Annotated in this window: 18 protein-coding genes; 9 read left to right on the top strand and 9 right to left on the bottom strand. The window is 73.8% G+C overall.

What is annotated here, in order from left to right; translation table 11 throughout:
* Positions 1-9 precede the first annotated feature (9 nt).
* The gene (locus ACH4LD_RS28560; RefSeq protein WP_398057183.1) at positions 10-213 is read right to left on the bottom strand and encodes a hypothetical protein; all 204 of its coding nucleotides are present in this window, start codon (positions 211-213) and stop codon (positions 10-12) included.
* Positions 214-344: 131 nt separating this feature from the next.
* The gene (cofC, locus tag ACH4LD_RS28565; protein WP_398057182.1) at positions 345-983 is read right to left on the bottom strand and encodes a 2-phospho-L-lactate guanylyltransferase; all 639 of its coding nucleotides are present in this window, start codon (positions 981-983) and stop codon (positions 345-347) included.
* Between the two features lie 153 nt (positions 984-1136).
* Between cofC and ACH4LD_RS28570 the strand changes: the two genes are divergently transcribed.
* From ACH4LD_RS28570 to ACH4LD_RS28580, 3 genes are all read left to right on the top strand, one after another.
* The gene (locus ACH4LD_RS28570; RefSeq protein WP_398057181.1) at positions 1137-1907 is read left to right on the top strand and encodes a lysophospholipid acyltransferase family protein; all 771 of its coding nucleotides are present in this window, start codon (positions 1137-1139) and stop codon (positions 1905-1907) included.
* On the top strand, positions 1904-2914 hold the full coding sequence (locus tag ACH4LD_RS28575; protein WP_132788860.1) for an NAD(P)H-dependent glycerol-3-phosphate dehydrogenase: 1011 nt from the start codon (positions 1904-1906) through the stop codon (positions 2912-2914). Before ACH4LD_RS28570 ends, ACH4LD_RS28575 begins: the two co-directional genes overlap by 4 nt.
* A 319-nt stretch (positions 2915-3233) precedes the next feature.
* Positions 3234-4391 (top strand): D-alanine--D-alanine ligase family protein, encoded by a 1158-nt coding sequence (locus tag ACH4LD_RS28580; protein ID WP_398057180.1) that lies wholly within the window; start codon positions 3234-3236, stop codon positions 4389-4391.
* Between the two features lie 12 nt (positions 4392-4403).
* On the opposite strand, the gene ACH4LD_RS28585 is transcribed toward ACH4LD_RS28580, so the two are convergent.
* Both ACH4LD_RS28585 and ACH4LD_RS28590 read right to left on the bottom strand, forming a co-directional pair.
* Positions 4404-4925 carry a DUF3515 domain-containing protein gene (locus tag ACH4LD_RS28585; RefSeq protein ID WP_398057179.1) on the bottom strand — a complete coding sequence of 174 codons (522 nt, stop codon included), beginning with the start codon at positions 4923-4925 and terminating at the stop codon, positions 4404-4406.
* A 20-nt stretch (positions 4926-4945) separates the two neighbouring features.
* The gene (locus ACH4LD_RS28590; protein ID WP_014675232.1) at positions 4946-5179 is read right to left on the bottom strand and encodes an Lrp/AsnC family transcriptional regulator; all 234 of its coding nucleotides are present in this window, start codon (positions 5177-5179) and stop codon (positions 4946-4948) included.
* Positions 5180-5383: 204 nt separating this feature from the next.
* Here ACH4LD_RS28590 and ACH4LD_RS28595 point away from each other — a divergent pair, with 204 nt between their 5' ends.
* Positions 5384-6349: a thiamine-phosphate kinase gene (locus ACH4LD_RS28595; RefSeq protein WP_103811195.1), complete on the top strand. Its 966-nt coding sequence runs from the start codon at positions 5384-5386 to the stop codon at positions 6347-6349.
* Positions 6346-7155, top strand: a complete 810-nt coding sequence (gene thiD, locus ACH4LD_RS28600) for a bifunctional hydroxymethylpyrimidine kinase/phosphomethylpyrimidine kinase (RefSeq protein ID WP_398057178.1) — start codon at positions 6346-6348, stop codon at positions 7153-7155. The genes ACH4LD_RS28595 and thiD overlap by 4 nt, the downstream gene beginning before the upstream one ends.
* Before the next feature lie 25 nt (positions 7156-7180).
* Here the strand turns inward: thiD and ACH4LD_RS28605 are convergent, their stop codons facing one another.
* The 3 genes from ACH4LD_RS28605 to rpmB form a co-directional block, all read right to left on the bottom strand.
* On the bottom strand, positions 7181-8383 hold the full coding sequence (locus ACH4LD_RS28605) for an FAD-dependent monooxygenase (protein ID WP_398057177.1): 1203 nt from the start codon (positions 8381-8383) through the stop codon (positions 7181-7183).
* Positions 8384-8418: 35 nt separating this feature from the next.
* Positions 8419-11685 (bottom strand): BTAD domain-containing putative transcriptional regulator, encoded by a 3267-nt coding sequence (locus ACH4LD_RS28610; protein ID WP_398057176.1) that lies wholly within the window; start codon positions 11683-11685, stop codon positions 8419-8421.
* A 115-nt stretch (positions 11686-11800) separates the two neighbouring features.
* Complete coding sequence (rpmB, locus tag ACH4LD_RS28615) at positions 11801-11986, bottom strand: 50S ribosomal protein L28 (RefSeq protein WP_003993230.1); 186 nt, start codon at positions 11984-11986, stop codon at positions 11801-11803.
* 260 nt (positions 11987-12246) lie between these two features.
* Between rpmB and ACH4LD_RS28620 the strand changes: the two genes are divergently transcribed.
* Positions 12247-14019 carry a DAK2 domain-containing protein gene (locus ACH4LD_RS28620; RefSeq protein WP_398057175.1) on the top strand — a complete coding sequence of 591 codons (1773 nt, stop codon included), beginning with the start codon at positions 12247-12249 and terminating at the stop codon, positions 14017-14019.
* A gap of 13 nt (positions 14020-14032) precedes the next feature.
* Here ACH4LD_RS28620 and ACH4LD_RS28625 read toward each other — a convergent pair whose 3' ends face one another.
* Positions 14033-17281 (bottom strand): tetratricopeptide repeat protein, encoded by a 3249-nt coding sequence (locus tag ACH4LD_RS28625; RefSeq protein WP_398057174.1) that lies wholly within the window; start codon positions 17279-17281, stop codon positions 14033-14035.
* On the bottom strand, positions 17278-19125 hold the full coding sequence (locus ACH4LD_RS28630) for an HSP90 family protein (RefSeq protein ID WP_398057173.1): 1848 nt from the start codon (positions 19123-19125) through the stop codon (positions 17278-17280). The genes ACH4LD_RS28625 and ACH4LD_RS28630 overlap by 4 nt, the downstream gene beginning before the upstream one ends.
* A 198-nt stretch (positions 19126-19323) precedes the next feature.
* On the opposite strand from ACH4LD_RS28630, the gene recG reads away from it, so the two are divergent.
* The 3 genes from recG (at position 19324) to coaD (ending at position 22688) form a co-directional block, all read left to right on the top strand.
* A complete protein-coding gene (gene recG, locus ACH4LD_RS28635) occupies positions 19324-21531 on the top strand; it encodes an ATP-dependent DNA helicase RecG (RefSeq protein ID WP_398057172.1) in 2208 nt (735 codons plus the stop codon).
* Positions 21532-21594: 63 nt separating this feature from the next.
* Entirely contained in the window at positions 21595-22182 is a 588-nt protein-coding gene (rsmD, locus tag ACH4LD_RS28640) for a 16S rRNA (guanine(966)-N(2))-methyltransferase RsmD (protein WP_398057171.1), read from the top strand.
* A 26-nt stretch (positions 22183-22208) separates the two neighbouring features.
* Positions 22209-22688: a pantetheine-phosphate adenylyltransferase gene (gene coaD, locus ACH4LD_RS28645; protein WP_181140288.1), complete on the top strand. Its 480-nt coding sequence runs from the start codon at positions 22209-22211 to the stop codon at positions 22686-22688.
* Positions 22689-22722 lie beyond the last annotated feature (34 nt).

Below are 22722 nucleotides of genomic sequence, written 5' to 3' on the forward strand. Positions count from 1 at the left end.
TAAGGACGGTCAGAGGGTTTGAAGGGTTACGAGGGTGATCCGGAGGGCGCCGCCCTCGGACTCCGTCTCGATCCGCACCCGCTGGCCCGGCCGCAGCACCCGCAGTCCGCCCCGGTCGAACGCCGCCGCGTCGAAGGGGACCGGGGTGCCGTCGTCGAGGAGCACCTGGCCGCTGCGGGTTTCGGGGTCGTAGGTGTACGCGGTTGCCTGCATGGCGGCCAGCGTAGTGCGTCCCGTCGTTCGCGTCGGGGTGCGGGCCGGACCCCGGCCGCGGGGCCGTCGTGTTGCTCGCGCCCATGCGGCGCAGCCGCATCGACACGACCCCGCGCCCCCTTCGGGGCGCCTCAGGGGCCCGGGATGAGGAGTCCCGCCGACGCTGCCGTCGTATGTGGGCCCACGCCCAGTGTCAGCGCCGCTCGCAGGTCCGCGGCCGTGTCGACGTCCTGGCGGACGGAATCCACCCCCGTGAGCGTGAGTTCCACCGCGCCGGAGGCCCGGTGGCGGGAACGGGAATCGACGCCGAACGCCGGCCGCAATTCACGGTCACCGGCCGCCGCCAGCAAAGTCGTGCCCAGCGCCGCCGCGTCCGCGAGAAAAGCGCGCGGGAATTGCGAAGCCGCCGCCAGCACGCGGGACAGTTCCGCCGGGCGCAGGGCCGGCAGGTCGGCGTTCAGGGCCGCCACCGCGGCGCCGGGACGGATCGCGCGTACGACGGCCGCGCCGTGCGCCAGCGCGGCGTTCAGGCCGCTGCCGGGCGTGTCCGGCACGATCCGCGCGCCCAGCGCGGCCAGCTCCCGGCCGGCCAGCCCGTCGTCCGTGACGACCGCCACATCCGACACCGCCGGACACGCCACCGCCGCGGCCACCGTGTCCTGCGCGAACGCCAGTGCCAGGCCCGGGCGCACCCCGTCGTCGGCGGTGTCCGCGAGCCTGCTCTTGGCCCGCGTCAGGGGCTTCAGGGGGATGACCAAGGTCCACTGCACCGGCGTACCGTCCCTCTCTCGTCGCGCTCATTGTCCCCCGCGCCATCGGGCGCCGTGGGGGGCGGGGCGTACGGTGTTCTCGACAGACCGGCGGCCCGGGGCCACACTTGTGCGGCCCCCGCCGGGGTTGCAGCCCTAGAGGAAGGTGTCCTTGTGTCCCGCCGCAGAATCGGCTTCTGGTACCGCTTCGCCGCGGTGATCTGCAAACCGCCGCTGGTGGTTCTGATCAAGCGGGACTGGCGTGGAATGGAGCACATTCCGGCCGAGGGCGGATTTATCACCGCGGTGAACCACAATTCCCACTTGGACCCCTTCGCCTACGCGCACTATCAGTACAACACCGGACGGGTCCCGCGATTCCTCGCGAAGAGCGGGCTTTTCAAGAAGGGATTCGTGGGCGCCGCGATGCGCGGCACCGGGCAGATCCCCGTCTACCGGGAGTCCACGGACGCCCTCAGCGCCTTCCGTGCCGCGATCGACGCCGTGGAGCGCGGCGAGTGCGTCGCGTTCTACCCCGAGGGCACCCTCACCCGCGACCCGAACGGCTGGCCCATGACCGGCAAGACCGGCGCCGCCCGGGTCGCCCTGCAGACCAAGTGCCCGGTCATCCCGGTCGCGCAGTGGGGCGCCAACGAACTGCTGCCGCCGTACGCCAAGAAGCCGAACATCTTCCCGCGCAAGACGCACCACGTGCTCGCGGGACCCCCCGTGGACCTCTCCCGTTTCTACGACCAGGAGATGACCCCGGAGGTGCTGAAGGAGGCCACCGAGGTCATCATGGCGGCCATCACCCGCCAGCTGGAGGAGATCCGCGGCGAGAAGGCGCCCGAGACGCCCTACGACCCGCGCCGCGAGCGGATCGAGCAGCGCCGCCGCACCCAGGCGCAGGCGGAGGGCCGGCAAGTGGAAGGGCAGAGCAAGTGAGCGCACCGGTAAGGGCGGCGGTCTTCAGCGCCGGTTCGTGGGGCACCGCCTTCGGCATGGTGCTCGCCGACGCCGGCTGCGAGGTCACCCTGTGGGCCCGCCGGCCGGAGGTCGCGGAGGCGATCAACACCACCCGGATCAACCCCGACTATTTGCCGGGCGTCGAACTCCCCGAGAACCTCCGGGCCACCACCGATCCGGCCGAGGCCGCGGCCGGCGCCGACTTCACGGTCCTGTCCATCCCCTCCCAGACACTGCGCGCCAACCTCGCCGAGTGGGCTCCGCTGCTCGCGCCGGACACCGTCCTCGTCTCCCTGATGAAGGGCGTCGAACTCGGCTCCACCATGCGGATGAGCGAGGTCGTCGAGGACGTCGCCAAGGTCGGCGCCGACCGGATCGCGGTCGTCACCGGACCCAACCTGGCCCGCGAGATCGCCGCCCGCATGCCCGCCCTGGCCGTGGTGGCCTGCACCGACGAGACGGTCGCCCAGCGGCTCCAGGGGGCCTGCCACACGCCGTACTTCCGGCCGTACACCAACACCGACGTGGTCGGCTGCGAACTCGCCGGCGCGGTCAAGAACGTCATCGGGCTCGCGGTCGGCATCGCCGACGGCATGGGGCTCGGCGACAACGCCAAGGGCTCGCTCATCACGCGCGGCCTCGCCGAGACGACCCGGCTCGGCCTCGCGATGGGCGCCGACCCGCTGACCTTCTCCGGACTCGCGGGCCTGGGCGACCTGGTGGCCACCTGCTCCTCGCCGCTGTCCCGCAACCACACCTTCGGCACCAACCTCGGCAAGGGCATGACCCTGGAGGAGACCATCGCGGTCACCAAGCAGACCGCCGAGGGCGTCAAGTCCTGCGAGTCCGTGCTGGATCTGGCCCGCCGGCACGGCGTCGACATGCCCATCACCGAGACGGTCGTCAGCATCGTGCACGAGGGCAAGTCACCGGTCGTCGCGCTCAAGGAACTGATGGCACGCAGCGCCAAGCCCGAGAGGCACTGAGTTCGGAGGGGACGCAGAGGCCGGGTGGCTCCGAGGCCGGGGGCGTCGGGCTGAGGGGGCCGGGCCCGGAAGCCGTTGCCCGGGGAGGTACTGAGCCCGGGAGACGTCGGGCCCGGGAAGGCGCTGAGGCCGGAGCGGCGAAGCCGGGAAGGCGCCGGGGCCGGTGGCGCCGAGGCCGCGAGACGCCGAGCTCGGGAAGGTGCCGGGGCCGTTCGGGCGGTGTCGGGGACGACACTGAGCGACCGTCCGTGCGACGCTGAGCGACGGCCCGGGAGCGCGCGCTGACTTGGGCGCTACCTCCGGGTACTCTCAACGCGATATGAGCACCGAGAACCTTCCCCAGAGCCCTGAGCAGCCGTCGCGCAAGCCGCGCGTGGCCGTCGTGTTCGGCGGGCGCAGCTCCGAACACGGGATCTCCGTGGTCACCGCCGGCGCCGTCCTCAAGGCCATCGACCGGACGAAGTACGACGTCCTGCCGATCGGCATCACCGCGGACGGCCGCTGGGCGCTGACGGCCGACGAGCCGGAGCGGATGGCCATCACCGACCGCCGCACCCCCACCGTCGCGGAGCTGGCGGAGTCGCACGAGGGCGGCGTGGTGCTCCCCGTCGACCCGGCGAACCGCGAGGTCGTCTACAGCGAGCCCGGCTCCGTGCCCAAGGCGCTCGGCGAGGTCGACGTGGTCTTCCCGGTGCTCCACGGCCCCTACGGCGAGGACGGCACCCTCCAGGGCCTGCTGGAGCTGTCCGGAGTGCCGTACGTCGGCTCCGGCGTGCTCGCCTCGGCCGTCGGCCAGGACAAGGAGTACATGAAGCGGATCTTCACCTCCTACGGGCTCAAGGTCGGCCCGTACCTGGTGATCCGGCCCCGCGAATGGGCCCAGGACGAGTCCGCCGCCCGCAAGAAGATCATCGACTTCGCCGGCGAGCACGGCTGGCCGCTGTTCGTGAAGCCCGCGCGCGCGGGCTCGTCCATCGGCATCACCAAGGTCGACGACCTGTCCGGCCTGGACGAGGCGATCGCCGAGGCGCAGGCCCACGACCCGAAGATCCTGGTCGAGGCGGCCGTACGCGGCCGTGAGATCGAGTGCGGCGTCCTGGAGTTCGAGGACGGCCCGCGCGCCTCCGTCCCGGCCGAGATCCCGCCGCCGGAGGCGCACGCGTACTACGACTTCGAGGCCAAGTACATCGACTCCACGCCCGGCATCGTCCCGGCCCCGCTCACCGAGGAGCAGACCGCCGAGGTGCGCAGGCTCGCCGTCGAGGCGTTCGAGGCGACCTCCTGCGAGGGCCTGGTCCGCGCGGACTTCTTCCTCACCGAGGACGGCGAGTTCGTGATCAACGAGATCAACACCATGCCCGGCTTCACGCCGATCTCGATGTACCCGCAGATGTGGCAGGCGACCGGGATCGGCTACCCCGAGCTGGTGGACCGCCTGGTGCAGGCGGCGCTGCGCCGCCCGACGGGACTGCGCTGACCCCGTCAGGTCTCATCCCCGCATGGAGGCGATCCCCTTCGGGATCGCCTTCTTCACGGCCGGGGCCAGGTCCATCATCACCTGGGCGCTGTCGTCCGGCCCGGACAGCTTCTTCGGCAGGGTCACCTGCACGTACGCCCGGCGATTGGACGTGGTGAACCGCCAGGTGCCGTCGCCCTGCTTCTCCATCAGCCAGTCGACGCCGTTCACCCCGCCGCCGATCGCGTTCGGGTCGTCGCCCTGCGCCACCTTGGCATCGACCATCTTCGGCGGCCGGACGATGCCGCAGCGCAGTATGATCGCCGGGCTTCCCCAGCCCGCCGTGTAGGCGGACCGGGGCTCGGGGTCGGCGCGGGTCTGCCCGTCCACCGTCCGCGGCAGGACCTTGTCCAGGTCCCGGCAGAGCGGCGCGGTCCGCGCGTCGGGGGTGGGAACCGCCACGGTGTCGCTGTCGTCCGCCGTGGAACAGCCCGTGACCGCGATGAGCAGAGCCGGCGCGATCAGGGCGAGAGGCCGGTGACGGAAGATGTTCACCGGCCAAGCGTAGACGGGGGCTACAGATGCACCACCGGACAGGTCAGGGTGCGCGTGATGCCGTCCACTTGCTGGACCTTGGCGACCACCATGCGGCCGAGATCGTCGACCGTCTCGGCCTGGGCGCGCACGATGACGTCGTACGGCCCGGTCACGTCCTCGGCCTGGATCACTCCGGGAATCTTGCTGATCGTCTCGGCGACGGTCGACGCCTTGCCGACCTCCGTCTGGATCAGGATGTACGCCTGTACCACGGAACCTCCAGGGCGGCCACGAGGATCATGTGGGGAAAAGGAACGCCACGGTATCGCGTCGCCGCTCCCCGAGGGGAGACCTGCGGGAACCGGGCTTGCGCGCCAGGGTGCAGGCACGACGGAAGTTGACGGTCACCTCGACCGTATCGGGGACACTGGTGACGCGCGACCGGGCGTGGCAAGGCACAGAAGGGGCTTGAGGCAATGAAGGGCACAGTGGGTGAGCTAGGTGAGTTCGGGCTCATCCGGGAGCTGACCTCCCGTCTCACCACCACCCCGGCGGTCCGGGTCGGCCCCGGCGACGACGCCGCGGTGGTCGCCGCGCCCGACCGGCGGGTGGTGGCGAGCACCGACATCCTGCTGGAGGGCCGGCACTTCCGCCGCGACTGGTCCACGGCCTACGACGTCGGCCGCAAGGCCGCCGCGCAGAACCTCGCGGACATCGCCGCCATGGGCGCCGTACCGACCGCGCTGCTGCTCGGCCTGGTCGTCCCCGCGGAACTGCCGGTCACCTGGCCGACCGAGCTGATGGACGGCCTGCGTGACGAGTGCCAGGTCGCCGGCGCCTCCGTGGTCGGCGGGGACGTCGTACGCGGCGACACGATCATGGTGTCGATCACCGCGCTCGGCGATCTGCGCAACCACGAGCCCGTCACGCGCGCGGGTGCCCAGCCCGGCGACCTCGTGGCCGTCACCGGCTGGCTGGGCTGGTCCGCGGCCGGGTACGCGGTGCTCGCCCGCGGTTTCCGCTCGCCCCGCGCCTTCGTGGAGGCCCACCGGCGCCCCGAGCCGCCGTACCACGCGGGCCCGGCCGCCGCCGCGCTCGGCGCCACCGCGATGTGCGACGTCAGCGACGGTCTGATCGCCGACCTCGGGCACATCGCCGAGGCCAGCAAGGTCCGTATCGACATCCGGTCCGGCGCGATCGACATCCCGACGCAGATGAACGACATCGGACAGGCCGTCGGCGTGGACCCGCTCCAGTGGGTGCTGACCGGGGGAGAGGACCACGCGATCGTGGCCACCTTCCCGCCGGACGCCAAGCTCCCGGCCCGCTGGAAGGTCATCGGCGAGGTCCTCAACCCCTCCGCGCTGCCCCAGGTGACCGTCGACGGGGCGCCCTGGACCAGCAAGGGCGGCTGGGACCACTTCGGGGACATCGAGTCATGAGCACCTCCGCGGCGCCGCCCAGGGTGCTCACCGTGGCCGGCTCGGACTCCGGCGGCGGCGCCGGCATCCAGGCCGACCTGAAGACGATGCTCGCGTTCGGCGTGCACGGCATGAGCGTGCTCACCGCCGTCACCGCGCAGAACTCCGTGGGCGTGCAGGGTGCCTGGGAACTGCCCGTGGAGGCGGTCCGGGCCCAGTACCGCAGCGTCGTGGACGACATCGGCGTCCAGGCCGTGAAGACCGGCATGCTGGCCTCCGCGGAACTGGTCGAGGCGGTCGCGGAGTTGATCTCCGGCACGGACGCGCCGGCCGTGGTCGACCCGGTCGGCGTCTCCAAGCACGGCGACCCGCTGCTGGCCGCCTCCGCCCTGGACTCCGTACGGACGAAGCTGCTGCCGGTGGCGACCGTGGCCACCCCGAACCTTGACGAGGTGGCCCAACTCACCGGCGTTCGCGTCCAGTCGGAGGACGATCTGCGACGGGCCGCCGCGGCCGTGCTGGAGTTCGGGCCGCGCTGGGTGCTGGTCAAGGGCGGACACCTGGCGGGGGACGCCGTGGACCTGCTCACCGACGGCTCCGAGGTCCATCTGCTGCGGGCGCCCCGGCACGACAACCGGCACACCCATGGCACCGGCTGCACCCTCGCCTCCGCCATCGCCTGCGGCCTGGCCCAGGGACAGCCCGTGCCGGAGGCGGTCGCGGCGGCGAAGGAGTACGTCACCGGGGCCATCGCCGCCGGATTCGCCCTCGGCGCGGGGATCGGGCCCGTGGACCACGGGTGGGCGCTCAGGCGGGGCACGTTCTGAGGAGCGGGCGGGGTGCTCGCCGAGGTCAGGCGGGGTAGTTCCCGAGCTCGATCGCGGTCGCCGCCTTCTCCGTCAGCCGTTTGAAGAAGCCGGCCAGCGGCCGGGAGCCGAGCAGCCGGTACATCCGGTCCCGGCTGCGGATGCGCCGCTCGGTGGCCGGGGCGAAGAACGGCCCCGCGTTGCCGGAGATCTTCTGGCAGCCCCTGGCGAAGTCCCGGACGCGGCTCTCGTAGGCGGCCAGCGCGACCCGGTGGTCGCCGCCCGTCAGTGCCAGCTCACCGGCGAGGACATGGGCGCCGACGATCGCCACACCCGTGCCCATGCCGCCCATCGTCGCCCCGTACCCGGCGTCCCCGAGCAGCGCCACCCGGCCCTTGACGAGACGGTCGACGTGGATCTGGGCGATGGCGTCGAAGTACAGGTCGTCCGCCTCCGCGAGGCCCTTCAGCACGGCCGGCGTCTCCCAGCCCGTCCCGGCGAACCGCTCGGCGAGGATCCGCTTCTGCGCCGCGACGTCCCGGCGGTCGTACGCCAGCCGCTCGGACCGGAAGACCAGCAGGGCGCCGGCGCGCTCCGGGTCGCCGTCGTAGTTGCTGATGCCGACACAGCGGCCTGGCTCGCTGTAGAGGCGGCCGGTGCGGTTCAGGCCCAGGTGGTTGGGGAGGGTGAAGCCGGCCACGTAGTGGCCGAGGAAGCGCAGGTACCGGGATTCGTCGCCGAAGAGCAGGCGGCGGGTGTTCGAGTGCAGGCCGTCGGCGCCGACGACGAGGTCGAAGCGGCGCGGCGCGCCCCGCTCGAACGCGACCTCGACGCCCCCCGGGGTGTCGGTCAGCGCCGTGACGGAGTCGCCGAAGACGTACTCCACCGCGTCCTTCGTCCGCTCGTACATGATCCGGGCCAGGTCGCCGCGGAAGATCTCCACATCGCCGCTCATCATCTCCGCGGGCAGGTTCACGCGCGGGGTGCCGTCGGCGGAGACGACGCTCTGCGGGCCCATGCGGGTCTGGTGGTCGTGCACGTCGTCCCAGATGCCCATCGCGGTGAGGACCCTACGGTGCACGTGCCCCCGGAAGTCGACGGCGAAGCCGCCGGCGCGCAGGGCGGGCGCCTTCTCCACGACCGTGACCCGGGCGCCGTAGCGGGCCAGGTTCAGGGCGAGGGCGGGGCCGGCGACGCTGGCGCCGGAGATCAGGACGGACAGGTGGCCCAGGTGCTGTGTCTGCGTCATGCCGGCCACTGTCCGGGGCTCCGCTCACCGTGCCCTTACCGTTCGCTGACCGCCGCCGACCGCAGGTGCCGGCCCCGCTCGTAGGCGCGGGTGTAGGCCTCGGGGGACAGGCACGCGCGCGTGTCCTCCGTCGTCCGCGCCACGTCCGGGTCCCCGGGCAGGGGAGCGCCGCGCAGCCCCGCGGCGGCACCGAGGAGTTCGGCCGCCCGCTCCGGCCGCGGGGCCATGGCGGCGAGCGTGTCGGCGACATCGGCGAGCAGGAGCCCGTCGGAGGACTCCAGGGCCTGCGCGCGGGCCTGGGCCAGCCAGTCCCGGGCGGCATCCGTGTTCCCCTCGGCGGCGGCGGTACGGCCCAGCCCGATCAGGATCCGCGCCGTCTCGCCCACGCTGAACCAGGTGGCCGCGCAGGCCTCCAGGGCGTTCTCGTAGTGCACGCGTGCGCGTGCCGTGTCGCCGCTCCGCCGGGCCGCGTCCCCCAGCCCGCGCAGCGCACCGGCCACCTTGTCGGTCGCCCCGGCGGCACGGGCCAGGTCACCGGAGCGCGTGAAGTGCGCGACCGCCTCCTCCGAGGCACCCTGGGCGAGCAGCACCACCGCGCGCGTGCGCAGCAGATCGGCGGTCTCCTCGGGCGCGTCCAGCTCCCGGACGTGCACCAGTCCCTCGTCCAGCAGGGCCAGCGCCCTGCCGTACGCGCCCCGGCCGTACGCGAACCCGCCCAGCGGGTCGAGGCAGTTGGCCATGCCCCAGCGGTCACCCGTCCCCTGGAAACCCTTCCACGCGCGCGTGAAGCGCGCTTCCGCGTCGGCGGCCCTCCCCGTGAACAGCGCCTGGTAGGCGAGACCGAGCTCCAGCAGGGCCAGGCCCCACGGCTCCCGGTCCAGTTGCACGCGCACGCGTTCGTCCACGCTCAGTTGGGGGCCGCCCGTGAGGGACCACAGGATCACCGTGAACGGCAGCCGCAGCGGGCTGTCCAGCGAGGCCATGAGGGTGGCCGCGCGGTCGATCAGGCCGGGGTCCGCCGGGTCGTCACCGCGCCCGGAGACCGCGTTCATCACACACAGCGCGTACTCCTCGGCCAGGCCGGGCGGCGGCTCCTCGCCGACCGCGGCGAGCAGGGCCCGGGCGCCCGGCACCCGGTCGCCGTGCAGGCCGCGCAGTCGCCGGAACCAGGTCAGCGCGGCCGTCAGCCGCAGGGCGTCCCGCGGAGCCGTCCCGGTCAGATACCGCAGGGCCGCGTCGAGATTGCCCTGCTCGGCGGCCAGCCGCCGCAGCCAGGGCAGTTGCCCGCCACCGCGCAGGAGCGGCTCGGCGTGCTCGGCCAGCCGCAGGAAGTAGGCCGCGTGGGCGGCGCGCAGCCGGCGGAGGCCGACGGCTGGTTCGGCGGGCGCGGTGCCGGGCTCTTGGGGGTCGCCGGGCGTGGTGCCGGGCTCTCGGAGGTCGGGGAGCATGGTGCCGGGTGCTTGAGGGCCGGTTGGGGCGGTGCCCGGGTGCCGGAGCCTGGTAGGCGTGGCGCCCAGGTGCCGGGGGTCGGTGGCAGTGGTGTTCGGCTGCCGGGGGTCGGCGGGCGTGCCGTCCGGCTGTCGGTGACCCGTGAGTGACTCGGCGGCGAAGGCGCGGATCGTCTCCAGCATCCGGTAGCGCCCGTCGGACACCTCCAGGAACGACTTCTCGACCAGGGACGCCAGCGGATCCTCCGGGTACGGCACCCCGCAGACGGCCGCCACGGCGTCCAGCGTGGCCCCGCCCGCGAAGACGGTCAGCCTGCTCGCCAGGTCCCGTTCCGCCGAGTCCAGCAGCTCCCAGCTCCACTCCACCACCGCGCGCAGCGTGCGATGCCGGGGCGCCTTGGCCCGGTCCCCGCGCGCGAGCACCCGGAACCGGTCGTGCAGCCGATCCGCCAGCTCGTCCACGGAGAGGGTGCGCAACCGGGCCGCCGCCAGTTCGATCGCCAGCGGCAGCCCGTCCAGCGCCCGGCAGATCTCCGCCACGCGCGCGTGGCCGTCGAAATCGGGCCGTACCGCCCGCGCGCGGTCCAGCAGCAGCCGTACGGCCGGCTCCTCGGGCAGCGGCGGCACCGGCACCAGCACCTCGCCCGTGATGCCCAGCGACTCCCGGCCGGTCGCCAGGACGCGGACCCCGGGGCAGGCACCGAGGAGCAGCGCGGTCGTGCGCGCGGCGGCCTCGACCAGGTGCTCGCAGTTGTCGAGCACCAGCAGCACCTCACGGTCGGCCAGCGCGGCCAGCAGCCGGTCCAGGGCGTCCGTGGCGGGGCTGCGGAAGCCGTCCCGCACCCCGAGCGCCGCCAGGACCGCGTACGGGATCCGGGCACCGTCGGTGAGGGGCGCGAGTTCCACCAGACAGACGTCCGTGGCGTCGGCGGGACGGGCCGACGGCGGAGGTGTGCCGGTCCGGGCGCGGGCCGCCTCCAGGGCCAGCCTCGTCTTGCCGACGCCGCCGGGGCCCGTCAGCGTCACCAGGCGGGAGTCGGTGAGGGCGCGGTCGATCCGGGCGAGTTCCCCTTCGCGGCCCACGAAGCGGGTGAGCTGGGCGGGCAGACGCGGGCGGGCCGGGGTCCGCGTGCCGTCCCGGAGCAGCTGGAGGTGGAGCGCGGACAGGGCGGGCGACGGGTCGGCGCCCAGCTCGTCGGCGAGGCCGCGCCGTGCCTCCTCGAACACCGCGAGCGCCTCGGCGGACCGCCCGGCCGCGTGCAGGGCCCGCATCAGCTGCCCGTACAGCCGTTCGTCCAGCGGACGCTCCCGGAGCAGCGCCCGCAACTCGGGCACCAGCTCCGGCCCGCCCCCGAGCTCCAGCTCCGCCTCGATCCGGTCCTGTACGACGGCCAGCCGCAGCTCCTCCAGCCGCGCCCGGTCGGCGTGCGCGTCCGGCAGGTCGGGCAGCGCCGGCCCGCGCCACAGCGCGAGGGCGTCCCGCAGGAGGGCCGCCGCCCGTGAATGATCGCCGGCGGTGAGCGCCGTACGGCCCTCGGCGGCCAGGCGCGCGAAACGGTGGACGTCGACAGCGTCCGGGTCGACGGCGAGGGCGTAGCCGGCGGGGACGGCGTCGACGCCGGCGTGCGGCGCGAGACGCCGGCGCAGGCGGGAGATCTGGGACTGGAGCGCGCCCGTGGCGCCGGCGGGCGGCTCGACGCCGTACAGGCCGTCCAGCAGGCGCTCCACGGACACCGCGCGGCCGGCGTCGAGCAGCAGCAGCGTGAGCAGGGCGCGGGGCCGGGGACCGCCGGGGTCGAGGGGAGTGCCGTCGTCGGTGCGGATCTCGACCGGGCCCAGGATGCCGAAGCGCATTCCGTGGATTCTGGCAGGCGGCGGCCGTTCGGGGTACGGCAAAAAGCCGGCCCACCCGGGGGTGGACCGGCTCAGTGCAGCGAACCAGGCAGTGGCCGCGCGCTCAGCTGTAGCGTCAGCGCGAGACCTTGCCGGCCTTGATGCACGAGGTGCAAGCGTTCACGCGCTTCGGCGTCCCGCCGACCACGGTACGCACACGCTGGATGTTCGGGTTCCAGCGGCGGGACGTACGGCGGTGCGAGTGCGAGATGTTGTTGCCGAAGCCCGGCCCCTTGCCGCAGACGTCGCAGTTGGCAGCCACGGGTCACTCCAAAGACTTCAGATGCACTTACGGTTGATCCCGGCATGCCGGGAATCGAGATCCTATAAGACCTGAATCTTGAGTGGCGCTGCCAGGGGAATGGCCCGATCGGATCGGGCAACCGGAGCAGCATACAACGGCTGCGCCCGTACAACGAAACTACCATGGCAGCTCAGACCCCCGTCCCCGGCCCTCTTCCGCGGGACACCGGTCCGGGGTCTACGCTGCGTGCCACGTCAAGCCAGCTCAGGGAGGCGCAGGTGACGCAGGTGCCGCAGACATTCCTCGATGCTCTCGCGGTGCGTACCTGGTGCGGTCTGGCGCTGCGGGCCCTGGGGAGGGCCCGTGAGGAGATCGACGCGATCAACGTCTATCCGGTGGCGGACGGTGACACCGGGACCAATCTGTACCTGACCCTGGAATCGGCGGCGACGGCCGTGGAGGCGGTGTTCGCCGGGTACGAGACCGGCTCCGGGGAGCCCGCCCTGGCGGACGCCGTCCGGGCCATGGCCCACGGGGCGCTGATCGGGGCCCGGGGCAACTCGGGGACGATCCTCGCGCAGCTCCTGCGCGGGATGGCGCAGGTGCTCGCGGACGGCGGTGACGCCTCTCACATCGACGGCCCGGAGCTGAGGCTGGCCCTGCGCCGGGCCGCCGACTCCGCCCGGCAGGCCGTCGCCCACCCCGTCGAGGGCACCGTGCTCACGGTCGCCTCGGCCGCCGCCGACGCCGCCGAGGGAGCCGAGGGCGACTGCCGGACGGTCGCCCGGGCCGCCTACGAGGGAGCGCGGGCGGCCCTCGCGGCGACCCCGGGCCAGCTGGCCGTGCTGGAGCGGGCCGGCGTGGTGGACGCGGGCGGCCGGGGGCTGGTGGCGGTGCTGGGGGCGCTGGTGGAGGCGTTCACGGGGGAGGCGGTACGGGAACCTCCGGTACGTGAGCTTCCGGTACGCGAGCTCGCGGTGCGTGAACTTCCGGTGCGCGAGTCCCTGCTGCGGGAGATCCCGCAGCCCCAGGGAGCCGTGTCCGTACCCGCGTCCGCCCCCGATGGCGACGCACCCGCGCACGCGCGCGTGGCGGCCACCGAGCGGTGCGCCGACGAGGCCGGACCCGGCGGACCGGCCTTCGAGGTGATCTATCTCCTGGAGGCCGACGACGCGGCCGTGGCCCGGCTGCGCGCGCGGCTCGACGCCCTCGGGGACTCCCTGGTCGTGGTCGGCGGCGACGGGCTGTGGAACGTCCATGTGCACGTCGACGACGCCGGTGCCGCCGTGGAGGCCGGCGTGGAGGCCGGGCGGCCGTACCGGATCCGGATCACCCACTTCGGGCTCGGCGACGTGCACACCGGCCGTGAGCGCCCGCCGCGCGAGCGGGCCCAGCGGGCGGTCGTCGCCGTCGTACCGGGCGAGGGGCTGGCCGGGCTGTACGCCGAGTCGGGCGCGACCACCGTCCTCGCGCGCCCCGGTGAGCCGCCCGCCAGCGGGGAGCTGGTGCAGGCGGTACGGCGGGCCCACGCGCGGGAGGTCGTCCTGCTGCCCAACGACGCCGACCTGCGCCACACGGCCGCCGCCGCGGCTGAACAGGCCCGCACCGAGGGCATCCGCGTGGCCCTGATCCCGACCCGCTCGGCGGTCCAGGGCATCGCCGCGCTCGCGGTGCACGAGCCGGGGCGCCGGTTCGACGAGGACGTCGTCCAGATGACCTCGGCGGCGGGCGCCACCCGGTACGCCGAGGTCGTCGTCGCCGAGCGCCAGTCCTGGACGACGGCCGGCATCTGCCAGGCCGGGGACGTGCTCGGCCTGATCGACGGCGATGTCGCGGTGATCGGCGCGGACGTCACCGCCACCGCCCGCACCCTCCTGGACCGCATGCTCCAGGCCGGCGGCGAACTGGTGACGCTCGTCGTCGGCGACGAGGCGCCCGAGACCGTCGCCGCGCAGCTGGAGGCACGCGTACGAGAGTCCTACCTGGCCGTGGACACGGTGGTGTACCGGGGCGGCCGGCAGGGTGCGCTGCTGCTCATCGGCGTGGAGTGACGGTGGGGACGGCTCAGCCCCGTTCGGCGTCCTCCCCAGCCCGCTCCTGTGCCGCCTCCAGCAAGTGGGCCGCCTCTTCCCGCCGGGCCCGGGACGTCTCGTCCCGCTCGCCCGCGCCCTCGTAGGCCGCGAGCACCCCGCGCGCGCGTGCCGCCGCCCGCGCCGGACGGCCGAGGTCCGCCTCCAGCCTGCCCGCGGCCAGTTCGGCGCCCGTGCGGTGGTGCAGTCCGGCCGCGCCGAGCGTCGCGAACACCGCCACGGCCCGGGTCAGCTCCTCCAGCGCCGCCTCGAACGCGGCCCGGACCGCCGGGTCCCCGGCCTCCTCAGCCTCCCCGGATTCCTCGGGCGCCGAGCGGACCAGCAGCTCCGCGAACTGCCGGTGGGTGCCCCCCAGTTCGGTGGCCAGCTCCTCCCGGTCCGCCTCCTCCGCCGCCGCCAGCGCCGTCTCGCACTCCCGTACCGCGCGCGTCATCAGCGCACGCGCGTCCGCCGCCCCCGGCTCACCGTCGAGGGCGAGCCAGGCGCGGGCGCGCAGCGAGCGGACCAGGAACGCGGTGCTGCCGAGCGCGCGCCACAGTTCGCCCGCGCGGGCGTACGCGCGATCCGCCTCCGCCGCGAGCCCGGCGTTGCCCAGCGACTCCGCGGCGAGGTGGGCGAGCGTGGCGTGGTCCTGCTGCTCGGGCCAGTGCCGGGCGAGGTCGGCGGCCTTGAGCCGCTGTTCGGCGGCGGCCCGGTGCTCGCCCAGCTCGCCCAGGCAGTCCCCGAGCCACCAGCGCGCCTGTACGACCGTCCCGTCGCCGTGTGTGTCGGGGCTGAGGTCGGCCAGCGCGGACTCCAGCACCTCGGCGGCCTCCGCGTACCGGCCCCGGCGCAGCAGGAACCCGCCCAGCTGCTGCCGCGCCCAGGCGCCCAGGGTGCCGCTCTCACCGGCCTCGTCGGCCCAGTGCGCGGCCTCCAGCGCGTGCTCGGCCGCCTCACCGGGGGCGTCCCGGCCACCGAGCACCTCGGCGAGCTGGAGGTGCAACTGGGCCCGTCCGACCGGCTCCACGTACGACGCGCCGTGTTCCAGGGCCGCCCGCAGCGCCCGCTCGGCCCCGGCCAGGTCACCGGCCTGGTGGGCCAGCGCGGCGACCTGTACCTGGTGCTCCACCGCGAACCAGGGAAGCCCGGCGGCCACATACGCGTCGGCGGCCCGCCGGAACGACTCCGCCGCCCGCCCGGCGTCCCCGGTCACCCCGGCCAACTCGCCGAGCATCGCCCACGCCTCGGCGCCCCGCGCCGCCAACCGCACGTCGCCGCCACCACGCCCGTCGACGAGCGCCAACACCTCCCGCGCAGCGACCTCGGCCTCAGCGACGGCGTCCCCGACGTCCGCCGCGGTCTCCCCGGCGGCGTGCTCAGCGCTCGCCGCGACCTGCCCCGCGTCCGCCCAAGCCTCCACGGTGCCCGCCCAGGACTCCCCGACGGCCTGCCCGGTGTCCGCCGCGGCCTCTCCGGTCTCCGAGACGGCCTCCCTGCCCTCCCCGGTCTCCGCCGCGACCCCCCTGGTCGCCTGCACGGTGTCCGCCGCGGCCTCCCCGGCCTCCGAGACGGCCTCCCCGCCCTCTCCGGCCTCCTCGGGACCCGCCCCGGTGAACGCCTCGAACTCCTGACCACCGTCGCCCCCGCCCGCCGTCTCGTGCACCCGGCGCATCAGGACCCGGGCCCGGCTCATCGCCACCGACGCTGTCTGGCGTACTCCGGTGCCCTCCTCGGCGTACAGGGCGAGCGCCTTGTCGTACAGGGACGTGACCGTGGTGAGGGCCGTGTCCAGTTCGCCCGTCAGGGCGCGGATGTGCGCCCCACGCGCGCGTGCCGCCAGTGCCTCGCCGGGGTCGCCCGCCTCCGCGTACAGGGCCGCCGCTCGCTCGAACAGCCCCAGCCCCTCCGGTCCCCGGGCCATCGCCTCGTGGTCGGCGATCTCCGCGCGGTCGCGTGGCGTCAGGGCGGTGCCGTCCCGCGCGGCCCGTGCGACCGCCGCCCAGGCCTCCAGGGCCTGCGGTCGCAGGGTGTCCGACAGGCGCCGCGCCTCGGCGAGCAGGGCGGGCAGGTCCGGTTCGACGGGGGTGGCCTGCGGCGAGGGGGCGACCGCCGGCGCCGGCGCGGGACGTACCGTACGCACGCCCAGCGGGAGGCGGTCCACCAGCGGGTGCTGGGCCATCCGCGCGCGGACGCGGTCGCCGACGGCGGACGTGCCGTTGCGCCGGTCGAACCGCTCGGCGAGCTCCGTCGCCCCCGCGCGCGCGTGCGCCGCGAGTTCCCGCGCGGTCCAGGTCCGGCCGGCCGGACCCGGCACCCGCTGCTCGCCGTGCCCCAGCTCGGTCAGCCGGTCCATCAGCAGCGTCACCACGGCCATGAAGTCCAGCCGGCTGCGCGGGTGCCCGGTGTCCGTGAAGTACGCCGGCCGCTCCGCCAGCAGCTCCAGACCGCGCGCCTCGTTCCCGGTCAGCGCGCAGAACTCCACGTGGTCGGCGTACGCGCCCCGCATGCTCTCCATGGGGCGCACCAGCCGGAAGCCCCGCAGATGGTGTGCGCGGGCCTCCTCGACGCGGCCCAGCCGCAGCAGCGGTACCAGCGAGGAGGCGAGCACGTTGTGCGGCTCGTGGGCGCACGCGAACTCGCCCTCCAGCACCGGCCGCCACAGCTCAAGCGCCTCGGCGTCCCGCCCGCACCGCATCTGCCAGTCGCCCTGCCCACGCAGCTCGCAGGCGTGGCAGTCGGCCATCCCGTCCCGGTCGGCGGCCAGCCACGCCGCGTACGCCCGCTCCGCGCGCGCGACGTCCCCGATGTGCGCGGCCACGCTGAACTCGGCACTGCGCACGGCCCGTTCGGAGTGCCCGGCGAGCCGGTAGCGGTGCTCCATCTCGCCGAGCCACTTCTCGACCGAGGCGAGCGGGATGTGCGGCTGGTCCAGCATGCCCGCCGACATCCACTTGAAGACCCAGTACAGCGAGTGCGTCTCGTACGCGTCGAAGTCCTCGGGCCGTTCGTCCCACATGCGCAGCAGCCGCGCGAACGGGACGAACATCTTGTCCTTCTCGGAGCTGTAGTTGTAGACCTTCAGCTGGTGCCCGAGCGCCTCGATCACGGCGAGCGGGATGTCCAGCTTCTCGGCCTCGGCGAGCAGCTGCTCCGCGCGCGCGTTGCGGGCCGGGCCCTCCGGCCGCTCGGAGTTCTCCGCCAGCGCCCGGCGCAGCCCGTCGAAGTCGGTGATCTCACTCATCGTCCGTCCCCCTCCCCGTGGGTCGCCCATTCGAGCAGCCCGATGAACGCCCGGTTGAGCAGCGCCGAGTCGGCCGGCCTGAGCGGGCGCTGCGCCATCAGCAGGGCCTGCCCGTACAGCGACTCGGTCGCGGTGCCGATCAGCTCCGGATCGCCGAGCGAACCGATCCGCCGGACCAGCGGGTTGAGGTGGTTGAGCACCAGACGCGCGCGCGGGGCGCTGCCGCGCAGCGAGCCCAGGATGCCCGCCCACAGGTCGTCGGCCTGCTCCTCGGCCGCCGCGCGGGCCTGCTCGTGCCGGGCGGCCCGGTCGTCCAGGTGCAGTGCGGGCACGGACAGCGGATGGAAGGCCCGCAGGACGACGTCACAGCCCAGCGGGTCGAGCCGGTCCCGCGCGGCGGCCAGGAACCCGGACAGCGCCAGCTCCTCCGCCGGGTCGACCGCGTCCAGGTGCGCGGTCACGGTGTCCGCGTCCAGCTCGGCGACCACCGTCCCCGGCCGCACCCGCGGCAGCGCCTCGACCAGCTCGCTGTCGTACGTGTAACCGCCGTTGACCACCCCGACGCCCTGCGCGGCGGCGATCGGCGCGACCTGCCGGTACTCCTCGACCGTCCGCGTGAAGTGCACCACCGGGTGCCGCCGCGCGAACTCCTCCAAGGAGAGCTGCCCGTCGGTCGTCTCGAACGGCAGCCACGGCAGCATCGTGCGCAGCATGCCGGCGTCGTGCCGGGCGAGGGACTTCACGCCCAGGTGGTGCACGGCGAGGAAGGCCGCGAGGCGCTCCGGGTCACCTGCCGCGAGCCCGGTCAGCCAGGACCGGATCCGCGTCCCGAGCGCGTCCCGCACGGCGGCCAGCGTCTCGTCCTCGTACAGCGCCTCGCGCGAGGCGGTCGGCCGCAGGCTGTCGGTGTCCAGGACGCAGCGGACGAAGAACGCCCAGTCCGGCAGCAGTTGTTCGGCCCGCTCGGTGAGCAGCATGCCCTTCAGGTGTACGCGGTGGGTCGCCCGCTGGGCCGGGCTGACCGCCGACGGCAGCACATACGCGACCCCGCGCACCCCGGCCACCGGCACGTCCAGGTCGATGGAGTCCAGCGGGGTGAACCCGAACAGCTCACGGCAGTGCCGGGCCAGCGCCGCCCGGCGGCCGGCCGGACCGGGATGGGCGCGGTCCCAGGGCGCGGGCAGCTCGGTGACGGGCTCGTCGCCGACCCGGACGTCGTACGGCAGCAGCGAACCGAAGTTGCGGGCCAGGGCGCGGACCCGCTCCGGCGCCAGCCACTCCGCCGCACCGGCCCGCGCGGTCAGGTACACGGTCGTACCCGGCTCGGGCCGCTCGGCGTCGGGCAGCGTGCGTACGGTGTACGAGCCGTCGTCCCGGGCGGTCCACTCCACCGGCGGGGCCCCGGGCGTGCGGGCGCTGCGGCTGACCACCCGGATCCGCTCGGCGACGACGAAACAGGCCAGCAGCCCGATGCCGAACTGGCCGAGGAAGTCCGAGCGAGCCTCCTCCAGGCCCTCGGCCCGCTTGGAGCTGCGCCCGATGGTCGCCAGCAGACCGTGCACCTCCGGCTCGGTGAGCCCGACACCGGTGTCCTCCACCCGCAGCCCGCCGTCCGCCGCGTACAGCCGGATCCGCGCCGGGGCGTCCGGTTCGACGGCCCGGCGGGCGGTGACGGCGTCCACGGCGTTCTGCAGCAGCTCGCGCAGATAGACCTTGGGGCTGGAGTAGAGGTGGTGGGAGAGCAGGTCCACCAGACCACGCAGGTCGACCTGGAAGCTGTGAGGCGGAGGAGGTGAGTGGGGCGGCTGGGATGGCTGTGATGCCTGAGAGCTCTGGGAGTCCATCGTCACTGCGCCGGAGGGGGCGTGCGTACGGCGCGGGGTCGGGCGGTCCCGGCGGGGCGGTGACCGCGAAGGATGGCCGGAGCGCGCCATCCTAGGGCCGGAGCAGCCCACCTGACCAGGAGTTTCCCTGATGTTTACGGCACCCGGCCGGGAATCCGCGGAGCGGGGTGTGCGGCATTGTCAGTGGCGTGGTGTGCAATGGATCTCGTGCCCGCACTGCAAGAACCGCTCAAGAAGGTGCTCGGCCCCGCCACCGCGAAGGTGATGGCCGAGCACCTCGGCCTGCACACCGTCGGTGACCTGCTCCACCACTACCCGCGCAGATACGAGGAGCGCGGGCAGCTCACGCACCTCGCCGACCTCCCCATGGACGAGCACGTCACGGTGGTCGCCCAGGTCGCCGACGCCCGCCTGCACACCTTCGCCTCGGCCAAGGCCCCCCGCGGCAAGGGCCAGCGCCTCGAAGTCACCATCACCGACGGCAGCGGCCGGCTCCAGCTCGTCTTCTTCGGCAACGGCGTGCACAAACCCCACAAGGAGCTGCTGCCGGGCACCCGCGCGATGTTCGCCGGCAAGGTCTCCGTGTTCAACCGCCGCCTCCAACTGGCCCACCCGGCCTACGAACTGCTGCGAGGCGACAGCGAGGAGACCGTCGAGACCTGGGCGGGCGCCCTGATCCCGATCTACCCGGCCACCGCGAAACTGGAGTCCTGGAAGATCGGCAAAGCCGTGCAGACGGTCCTCCCGAGCGCCCAGGAGGCCCTCGACCCCCTGCCCGACACCCTCCGCGCGGGCCGCGGCCTGCTGCCGCTCCCCGAGGCCCTGCTCAAGATCCACCGTCCGCACACCAAGGCCGACATCGCCGACGCCCGAGCCCGCCTGAAGTGGGACGAGGCCTTCGTCCTCCAGGTCGCCCTGGCCCGCCGCCGGCACGCCGAGACCCAGCTTCCCGCCGTCCCCCGCGTCCCCAGGCCGGACGGCATCCTCGCGGCCTTCGACGACCGCCTTCCCTTCACCCTCACCGAGGGCCAGCGGAAGGTCTCCGAGGAGATCTTCGCCGACCTCGCCACCGCCCACCCCATGCACCGCCTCCTCCAGGGCGAGGTCGGAAGCGGTAAGACGATGGTGGCCCTGCGCGCCATGCTCGCCGTCGTCGACGCGGGCGGGCAGGCGGCCATGCTCGCGCCCACCGAGGTCCTGGCCCAGCAGCACCACCGCTCGGTCACCGAGATGATGGGCGAGCTGGCCGAGGGGGGCATGCTGGGCGGCGCGGAGCACGCCACCAAGGTCGTCCTGCTGACCGGCTCCATGGGCACGGCCGCCCGCCGTCAGGCCCTGCTGGACCTGGCCACCGGCGAGGCCGGCATCGTCATCGGCACCCACGCGCTCATCGAGGACAAGGTCCAGTTCCACGACCTCGGCCTGGTCGTGGTGGACGAACAGCACCGCTTCGGCGTGGAGCAGCGCGACGCCCTGCGCGGCAAGGGGAAGCAGCCCCCGCACCTCCTCGTCATGACGGCCACCCCCATCCCGCGCACGGTCGCCATGACGGTCTTCGGCGACCTGGAGACCTCGGTCCTCGACCAGCTCCCGGCCGGCCGCTCCCCGATCGCCAGCCACGTGGTGCCGGCCGCCGACAAGCCCCACTTCCTGGCCCGCGCCTGGGAACGGGTCCGCGAGGAGGTCGCGAACGGCCACCAGGCGTACGTGGTCTGCCCGCGGATCGGGGACGAGGAGGACGATCCCAAGAAGTCCGGCAAGAAGAAGTCCCCCGAGGACGAGGCGGAGAAGCGCCCCCCGCTGGCCGTGCTCGACGTGGCCGACCAGCTCGGCCGCGGCCCTCTGAAGGGCCTGAAGGTGGAGGTGCTGCACGGCCGTATGCACCCCGACGACAAGGACGCCGTGATGCGCCGCTTCGCCGCCGGCGAGACCGACGTCCTGGTCGCCACCACCGTCATCGAGGTCGGCGTCAACGTCCCCAACGCCACGGCCATGGTCATCATGGACGCCGACCGCTTCGGCGTCTCCCAGCTCCACCAGCTGCGCGGCCGGGTCGGCCGTGGCTCCGCCCCCGGCCTGTGCCTGCTGGTCACCGAGATGCCCGAGGCCGGCGCGGCCCGCCAGCGCCTCACTGCCGTCGCCTCCACCCTCGACGGCTTCGAACTCTCCCGCATCGACCTCGAACAGCGCCGCGAGGGCGACGTCCTCGGCCAGGCCCAGTCCGGCGCCCGCTCCAGCCTGAGGGTCCTGGCGGTCATCGAGGACGAGGAGGTCATCGCGGAGGCGAGGCAGGAGGCGGCGGCGGTGGTCGCGGCCGACCCGGAGCTGACCGGCCTCCCGGCCCTGCGCACGGCCCTGGACGCCCTGCTGGACGAGGAGAGGGAGCAGTACTTGGAGAAGGGCTGAGGTGCGGCGCCCCTGCCGCCTGCCAGACTGAATCCGTAACCACCCCCCGAACGAGGACCGAAGATGACTCGCGTGATCGCCGGCCGGGCAGGCGGACGGCGCCTCTCCGTACCGCCCGGCACCGGAACCCGGCCGACCTCGGACCGCGCGCGCGAGGGCCTCTTCTCCACCTGGCAGTCCCTCCTCGGCGGCCCCCTGGACGGCGAACGGGTCCTGGACCTCTACGCCGGTTCGGGCGCCGTGGGCCTGGAGGCCCTGTCCCGCGGCGCGGGCCACACGCTCCTCGTCGAAGCGGACGCCCGAGCAGCGAGAATCGTCCGCGAGAACGTGAAGAACCTGGGCCTTCCCGGCGCAGAGGTGAGAGCGGGCAAAGCGGAACAAGTCATCAGGACCGCACCCCCCACCGAGCCCTACGACCTGGTCTTCCTCGACCCCCCGTACGCCGTCACGGACGACGATCTTCGGGAGATTCTGCTCACACTCCGCTCGGAACGCTGGCTCGCCGAAGAAGCCCTCGTCACCGTGGAGCGCAGCACCAGAGGCGGCGCATTCCACTGGCCGGACGGCTTCGAGGCCCTTCGGTCCCGTCGCTACGGCGAGGGAACGTTTTGGTACGGTCGCGCCGCCTCTACGTGCGAAGACGCACGATGACCGGACCGGAGAGCGAGGGATCACAAGTGCGCCGCGCCGTCTGTCCCGGGTCTTTCGACCCGATCACCAACGGACACATCGACATCATTGCCCGAGCCTCCCGTCTCTACGACGAGGTCTACGTCGCGGTGATGATCAACAAGTCCAAGAAGGGCCTGTTCGAGATCGAGGAGCGGATCGAGCTGATCCGCCAGGTCACCGCCGAGTACGCCAACGTCCGGGTGGAGGCGTTCCACGGCCTCCTCGTCGACTTCTGCAAGCAGCGCGACATCCCCGCCATCGTCAAGGGCCTGCGCGCCGTCAGCGACTTCGACTACGAACTCCAGATGGCGCAGATGAACAACGGCCTCACCGGCGTGGAGACGCTGTTCGTGCCCACCAACCCCACGTACAGCTTCCTGTCCTCCTCCCTCGTCAAGGAGGTCGCGGCCTGGGGCGGCGACGTCTCCCACCTGGTGCCGGCCGAGGTCCTGGAGGCGCTGAACAAGCGCCTCGCCAAGGGCTGATGGGGCTACAGTCGTCCCGTCCGTCTCCAACCCG

Origin of the sequence: Streptomyces sp. NPDC017676, from assembly GCF_044329325.1 — a bacterium.
Lineage (GTDB): Bacteria > Actinomycetota > Actinomycetes > Streptomycetales > Streptomycetaceae > Streptomyces.

What these genes read in the sequence shown, in the direction of transcription:
- ACH4LD_RS28625 (WP_398057174.1), bottom strand. Translation starts at nt 17,281, where the DNA reads ATGAGTGAGATCACCGACTTCGACGGGCTGCGCCGGGCGCTGGCGGAG.
- ACH4LD_RS28580 (WP_398057180.1), top strand. Translation starts at nt 3,234, where the DNA reads ATGAGCACCGAGAACCTTCCCCAGAGCCCTGAGCAGCCGTCGCGCAAG.
- ACH4LD_RS28610 (WP_398057176.1), bottom strand. Translation starts at nt 11,685, where the DNA reads ATGCGCTTCGGCATCCTGGGCCCGGTCGAGATCCGCACCGACGACGGC.
- ACH4LD_RS28630 (WP_398057173.1), bottom strand. Translation starts at nt 19,125, where the DNA reads ATGGACTCCCAGAGCTCTCAGGCATCACAGCCATCCCAGCCGCCCCAC.
- ACH4LD_RS28605 (WP_398057177.1), bottom strand. Translation starts at nt 8,383, where the DNA reads ATGACGCAGACACAGCACCTGGGCCACCTGTCCGTCCTGATCTCCGGC.
- ACH4LD_RS28595 (WP_103811195.1), top strand. Translation starts at nt 5,384, where the DNA reads ATGAAGGGCACAGTGGGTGAGCTAGGTGAGTTCGGGCTCATCCGGGAG.
- recG (WP_398057172.1), top strand. Translation starts at nt 19,324, where the DNA reads ATGGATCTCGTGCCCGCACTGCAAGAACCGCTCAAGAAGGTGCTCGGC.
- thiD (WP_398057178.1), top strand. Translation starts at nt 6,346, where the DNA reads ATGAGCACCTCCGCGGCGCCGCCCAGGGTGCTCACCGTGGCCGGCTCG.
- ACH4LD_RS28560 (WP_398057183.1), bottom strand. Translation starts at nt 213, where the DNA reads ATGCAGGCAACCGCGTACACCTACGACCCCGAAACCCGCAGCGGCCAG.
- rsmD (WP_398057171.1), top strand. Translation starts at nt 21,595, where the DNA reads ATGACTCGCGTGATCGCCGGCCGGGCAGGCGGACGGCGCCTCTCCGTA.